General features: G+C 71.0%; 5 protein-coding genes. All 5 read left to right on the top strand.

Going from position 1 to position 5,875, the window contains the following annotated elements:
- Window positions 1–131 precede the first annotated feature (131 nt).
- The 5 genes from D8Y23_RS16045 to D8Y23_RS16065 all read left to right on the top strand — a co-directional run bounded on the left by D8Y23_RS16045 (window position 132) and on the right by D8Y23_RS16065 (window position 5,796).
- Window positions 132–1,316 (top strand): glycosyltransferase family 4 protein, encoded by a 1,185-nt coding sequence (locus D8Y23_RS16045; protein ID WP_128219042.1) that lies wholly within the window; start codon window positions 132–134, stop codon window positions 1,314–1,316.
- A 201-nt stretch (window positions 1,317–1,517) separates the two neighbouring features.
- Window positions 1,518–2,801, top strand: coding sequence for an amidohydrolase family protein (locus D8Y23_RS16050; RefSeq protein WP_128219043.1), 1,284 nt, complete (start codon window positions 1,518–1,520; stop codon window positions 2,799–2,801).
- A 7-nt stretch (window positions 2,802–2,808) separates the two neighbouring features.
- Entirely contained in the window at window positions 2,809–3,588 is a 780-nt protein-coding gene (locus tag D8Y23_RS16055) for an ABC transporter ATP-binding protein (RefSeq protein ID WP_205797351.1), read from the top strand.
- Window positions 3,585–4,481 carry an ABC transporter permease gene (locus tag D8Y23_RS16060; RefSeq protein WP_128219044.1) on the top strand — a complete coding sequence of 299 codons (897 nt, stop codon included), beginning with the start codon at window positions 3,585–3,587 and terminating at the stop codon, window positions 4,479–4,481. The genes D8Y23_RS16055 and D8Y23_RS16060 overlap by 4 nt, the downstream gene beginning before the upstream one ends.
- Before the next feature lie 136 nt (window positions 4,482–4,617).
- A complete protein-coding gene (locus D8Y23_RS16065) occupies window positions 4,618–5,796 on the top strand; it encodes an ABC transporter substrate-binding protein (protein WP_128219045.1) in 1,179 nt (392 codons plus the stop codon).
- Window positions 5,797–5,875 lie beyond the last annotated feature (79 nt).

The raw sequence follows: 5,875 nt of genomic DNA on the forward strand, positions 1-5,875 counted from the left end.
CGCGAGGCGACGTGTGAACAGCACTGCGGCTCACCGGGCGGCGGGGCGAAGGCGGCCTCTCGAGCCGCGAAGCGCCCGTACCGTGTGGGGCGGCGGCTGTCCGGGCCCGCGCGGGAGGAGGACGGATCGCGATGAAGATCACCCACCTCCACAGCACGTTCGTCACCCCGTGGGGTGGTGCGGAGGCGTACATCTTCTCCCTCGCCGCGGCGCAGTGGGCACGCGGACACGATGTCGAGATCGTCACGGCCGTCGCCGACGGCGACAGCATCGCCCGCGCCGCCGCGGCCGGGATCCGGGTGACGGTCCGGCCGACGTGGCGACCGTACGCGCCCGACCGGCACGGCTCGTCGGCGCTCGCGCGCGCGGTCTTCCACGGCCTCGACCTGGCGCACGCGATCGTGCGCCCGCGCGCCTACCGCCGCGTGCAGGACGGTCGTCACCTCGTGCATGTCCACCGTTTCCAGGGCGTGGGAGCGAGCATCCTGCGCGCGCGGAGCGCCCCGGTCGTCCACACTGCGCATGACTTCTGCCTCGTCGACACCACCTCGACCACCCTCCGCGACGGCGTCCTGCCCCCGCGTCTCGGCCCCGCGCAACGACTGCGGGCGCGCATCGTGGCGCTGTCGGCGCGGCGAGCGACGACGATCGTGTTCCCCAGCGAACGCACGCGGGCCCGGCACCTCGAACTCGGCTTCGGTGCGGCCCCAGCGCTCAGCCGGGTCGTCGCGCACGGCTGGCCGGCGCCGCCGCTCCCTGTCACCGCAACCGCGTCCCCCTCCCGCCCGCGGTTCGTCTTCCTCGGACGACTGCAGGCATCCAAAGGCATCGACCTGCTCCTGCGCGCGTGGGCCGACGCGCGCCTCGACGCCGACCTCGTCATCGCGGGCGACGGCCCCGAGCGCGCGGCCGTCGAGGCGGCCGTCGGAGTCGGGGTGACATACGTCGGATGGGTGGATGCCGAGACGAAGGGCGCCCTGATCCGCTCCGCCACGGCGCTCGTCTTCCCCTCGCTGTGGCCCGAGACGTTCGGTCTCGTCATCGCCGAGAGCCTGCTGCTCGGCCGACCGGTCGTGGCCACCCCCGCGGCCGCCGGAGAGCTGGTCGTCGACGGTGAGAACGGTGTCGTGGCGGCAGACGCCACGCCCGCGGCGTTCGCGGCCGCACTTCACCGCCTCGCGACCGACGCCGATCTGCGCGCCGCGGTCACGGCGGGGGCGATCGCGAGCGCGGCCGGCCTCGACTTCGATCGGCACGTCGACCGCATCGACGCGGTCTACCGCGAGGCGCGCACGGCATTCGCCACGCGACGCTGAGCCCCGGCCCCTCGGGCCACGGCCTCTGCACGCGCGCGGCAGGTTTGTCACGAGGGTCACGAGCGGGAAATACGACGGAAACGACCGGTTCCTAGCATCGGAAACAGCCCGGATGTTGGTCACACCAACACTGGGAAGCCGCTCCCGACGGCACTCGCCTCGACGACGTGGCATCCCTTCCCTCATTCTCCGGAGGTCCTCGTGTCCGCCGCTCCACCCGTCTCGATCACCGCGATCCACAACGCGCGACTGGCCTCGGGCGCGCTCGTGGACATCGCGATCGACGGTGAGACGGTGGTCGCGGTGGTCCCCGCCGGCACCCCTCTCCCCGAGACCGGCGGCGAGGCGCTCGACCTCACGGGGTACGTCATCACCGCCGCGGGCGCCGAGCCGCACGCCCACCTCGACAAGTCGCAGTCGTGGGATGCCATCCGGCCCCCGTTCGGCGACCTCGAGCGCGCCATCGAGAGCTGGCACGCCTTCGCGATGACGCTCGACGAGGAGGACACGCTCGACCGGGCGCGCTCCACGGCGCTGCGGATGCTGGCATCCGGGATCACCGCCGTCCGCACGCACGTCGACCTGCTCCGCGGCGACGACGCCCTCGTCGGCGTCCGGGCCCTCGTCCGGCTGCGCGATGAGCTGCGGGGCCTCATGGACATCGAACTCGTCGCGCTCGGCGGACCGACCGTCCCGGACGCGCTCTTCGACGACGCCCTCGACGCGGGGATCGACCTCGTCGGTGGAGCGCCGCACCTCGCCGACGATCCGATCGCCGACCTCATGCGCCTGGTCGCGATCGCCCGCCGTCGCGACGTCGGTATCGACCTGCACACCGACGAGAGCCTCGCCGGGGCCGACACCCTGGCCGCCTACGCCCGCGCGGTCGCCGGCTGGCACCGCCCCCGCACCGCGGGTCACTGCGTGCGGCTGAGCATGATGCCGACCGAGGACCTCGCGGCCCTCGCCGCCGAGGTGCGCGCCGCCGACATCGGCGTCATCGCCCTGCCGATCACCAACCTGTACCTCCAGGGGTGGGAGGACGACTACGCCGTGCCGCGCGGAATCGCGCCGATCGGCCGCCTCCAGGCCGCCGGCGTCCGCGTCGCCGCCGGCGCCGACAACGTGCGCGACCCCTTCAACCCCGTGGGCCGCTGCGACCACCTCGAAACGGCGTCGTTGCTGGTCGCTGCGGGCCACCTGGCCCCCGAAGACGCGGTGGATGCCGTCACCTCCGGCGCGCGGGACGTCATGAGCCTCCCGATCGCCGGGCCGATCCCCGGCGCCCGCGCCGACCTCGTCGCCGTCCGGGCCGCCTCTCTCGGCGAAGCCGTCGCGTTCGCCTCCGCCGACCGCGTCGTGCTCCACCGCGGACGCGTCGTCAGCCGCACGACGGTGACGACGCAGACCGCCCTTCCCTCCCGCACGCCCCTCGCCGACGCACCCGCGCCGGCGCTTCCGACCCTCGTCCCGACCGGAAAGTGAGCGTTCCGTGACCCTCGCCTCCCCCTCCCCGGCAGCCACGCTCGCGGACCCCGCGGCCCCGCTGCTGGACTTCCGGAACGTCGCCATGACGTTCCCCAACGGCACCACCGCCCTCTCCGGCGTCGACCTGGTCGTCGAGCGCGGCGAATTCGTCAGCGTCGTCGGGCCGTCCGGCTGCGGCAAGTCGACCCTCCTGCGCATCGCATCCGGGCTCGAATCCGCCAGCGAGGGCACCGCGACGGTCAACACCGACCGGATCGGCTACGTGTTCCAGGACGCGACCCTCCTGCCGTGGCGCGACGTGCAGTCCAACGTCGAGCTCCTCGCCGAGCTCAACTGGCAGCCGAAGCGGACCCGCACACCGAAGGCGAAGTGGGCGATCGACCTGGTCGGTCTGAACGGATTCGAGAAGCACCTCCCCAAGCAGATGTCGGGCGGCATGAAGATGCGCGCGTCTCTCGCCCGCTCTCTCACCCTCGACCCCGAACTCTTCCTCTTCGACGAACCGTTCGGCGCCCTCGACGAGATCACGCGCGAGCGCCTGAACGACGAGCTGTTGAAGATCTTCGTCGAGCAGAAGTTCGGCGGACTGTTCATCACCCACTCGGTCTCCGAAGCGGTGTACCTCTCCACGAAGGTCGTCGTGATGTCCGGTCGCCCGGGTCACCTCGTCGACACGTTCGAGGTCCCCTTCGACATGCCGCGCGACCCCGAGATCCGCTACACGGGCGAGTTCGCCCAGCTCGTCGGCGAGGTCTCCCACGCCCTCCGGGAAGGACACTCATGAGCACCACCTCTGCAGAGCCGGTCGTCTCCGAGACGTCCGAGCCCACGGCATCCACCCCCGTTCCGCCCACCGACACGACGCCGAAGGCTCCACCGAGCGGGCGCGGCCCGGTCGCGCGCGCGCTCATCCTCGCGGGACCGCCGCTCGGTGTGCTCGCGGTCCTCGTGGGGATCTGGTACCTCATCGCCGGCATCCTCACGGCCACGGGCAAGGGCTTCCTCCTGCCGATGCCGCACGAGATGTTCACCAAGGGCTTCTTCGACCCGCAGGTCAGCGTCGACATCTGGACCGCGCTGTTCCGCACCACGGGTGTCGCCCTCACGGGCCTCGCGGTCGCCATGGTGATCGGCATCGGCTGGGCCATCGCGATGTCGCTCGCCCGCTGGGTCGAGCGCAGCACCTACGCCTACGCGGTGATCCTGCAGTGCATCCCGATCCTCGCGCTCGTGCCGCTGGTCGGCTTCTGGTTCGGCTACGAGTTCACGGCCCGCGTGATCGTCTGCATCCTGATCGCGCTGTTCCCGATGGTGTCGAACACCCTGTTCGGCCTGCAGTCGGTGGACAAGTCGCAGCGGGAGCTCTTCCGCCTGCAGAAGGCGAACAAGTGGACGGTCCTCACCAAGCTGACCCTCCCCGCCGCGCTCCCGTCGATCTTCGTCGGCATGCGCACCTCGGCCGGTCTCTCCGTCATCGGCGCGATCGTCGGCGACTACTTCTTCCGCCGCGGGGAGCCGGGCATCGGCTCGCTCATCTCCAACTACCAGTCGCGTCTGCAGAGCGCCGAGCTGTTCGCCTCGATCCTCGCGGCGTGCCTCCTCGGCGTGGTCATCTTCGCGCTCTTCGGCTGGCTGTCCAAGGTCGCCGTCGGCCGCTGGTACGAAGCAGCGCGCTGACCCCACCCGCCCGACGAAACACCAGATCCCGGATGCCACGGCATCGCTCTCTCGAGCGTGCCCGCGGCCGTGGCATCCCCCGTCCTGCACCACCTTCCGTACCCGAGAGCTCCACCGTCACAGAAAGCGAAACAGCATGAAGCGCAGCACCCTCGTTCGCGGCACCGCCGTCACCGGCGCGTTCGCGATGGCCCTCACGCTCACCTCGTGCGCCGGCAGCGCCGCGGATCAGGCCGCACCGAGCTCCGACCTCACCATCGGGTCGGTCGACCTCTCGGCCGACTGCCCCGCGACGATCGTCGTGCAGACCGACTGGAACCCCGAAGCCGAACACGGTCACCTCTACGAGATGATCAAGGACGACTTCACGGTCGACGCCAACACCAAGGCCGTCACCGGTCCGCTGATGTCGGACGGCGAGTACACCGGCGTGAACCTCGAGATTCGCGCCGGCGGACCCGCGATCGGATTCCAGACCGTCTCGGCCCAGATGTACCAGGACGACGCCATCACCCTCGGCTACGTCAGCACGGACGAGGCCATCCAGCTCTCGAGCACGACCCCCACCAAGGCGGTCATGGCGCCGCTGGACATCAGCCCGACCATGGTCATGTGGGACCCCGAGACCTACCCCGACGTGAAGACCATCCAGGACGTCGCCCCGGCCCTCGAGGGCAATGGCGGCGTGTGGCGCTACTTCGACGGCTCGGCCTACATCGAGTACCTCAAGAGCGCCGGACTCGCGACGCCGGCGATCCTCGACGGCTCGTACGACGGCACCCCGTCGAACTTCGTCGCCGCCGGCGGCAAGGACATGCAGCAGGGCTTCGCCTCGGCGGAACCGTACGTGTACCAGAACGAGGTCTCGGCCTGGGGCAAGCCCGTCGAGTTCGCCCTCATCCACGACTCGGGATGGCAGACCTACCAGTCGTCGATGTCGGTGAAGGCCGCCGACTTCGATGAGCTCTCGCCCTGCCTCACGAAGCTCGTCCCGGTGCTCCAGAAGGCGGGCGTGGCGTACTACGCCGACCCGACGGCCGCCAACGACCTGATCCTGCAGCTCGTCGAGGAGTACGACACCGGCTGGACCTACACGCAGGGCGTGGCCGACTACTCGGTGAAGACGCAGATCGACCTCGGCCTGGTCGGCGACGGCCCCGACTCGACCTACGGCAACTTCGACGACGCCCGCTTCGCGGACTTCTTCGACAAGGCCAGCACGGTCTACACCGACCTCGGCACGCCGCCCGCCGACGGCTACACCCCCGAGGACCTGTACACCAACGAGTTCATCGACACCTCGATCTCGTTCTGACCGCCCGGCCCGGTCCGCCTCGTGCGGGCCGGGCCGTCCCGGGTCCCCACCCCCTCGGCCGCGACCCCGTCGCGGCCCC

The sequence above is a fragment of the Microbacterium enclense genome (assembly GCF_004022425.1).
Classification (GTDB): Bacteria; Actinomycetota; Actinomycetes; order Actinomycetales; family Microbacteriaceae; genus Microbacterium; species Microbacterium enclense_A.

Excerpts from the sequence above, each read along its gene's own strand:
- D8Y23_RS16045 (WP_128219042.1), top strand. The coding sequence starts at position 132 with ATGAAGATCACCCACCTCCACAGCACGTTCGTCACCCCGTGGGGTGGT.
- D8Y23_RS16060 (WP_128219044.1), top strand. The coding sequence starts at position 3,585 with ATGAGCACCACCTCTGCAGAGCCGGTCGTCTCCGAGACGTCCGAGCCC.
- D8Y23_RS16065 (WP_128219045.1), top strand. The coding sequence starts at position 4,618 with ATGAAGCGCAGCACCCTCGTTCGCGGCACCGCCGTCACCGGCGCGTTC.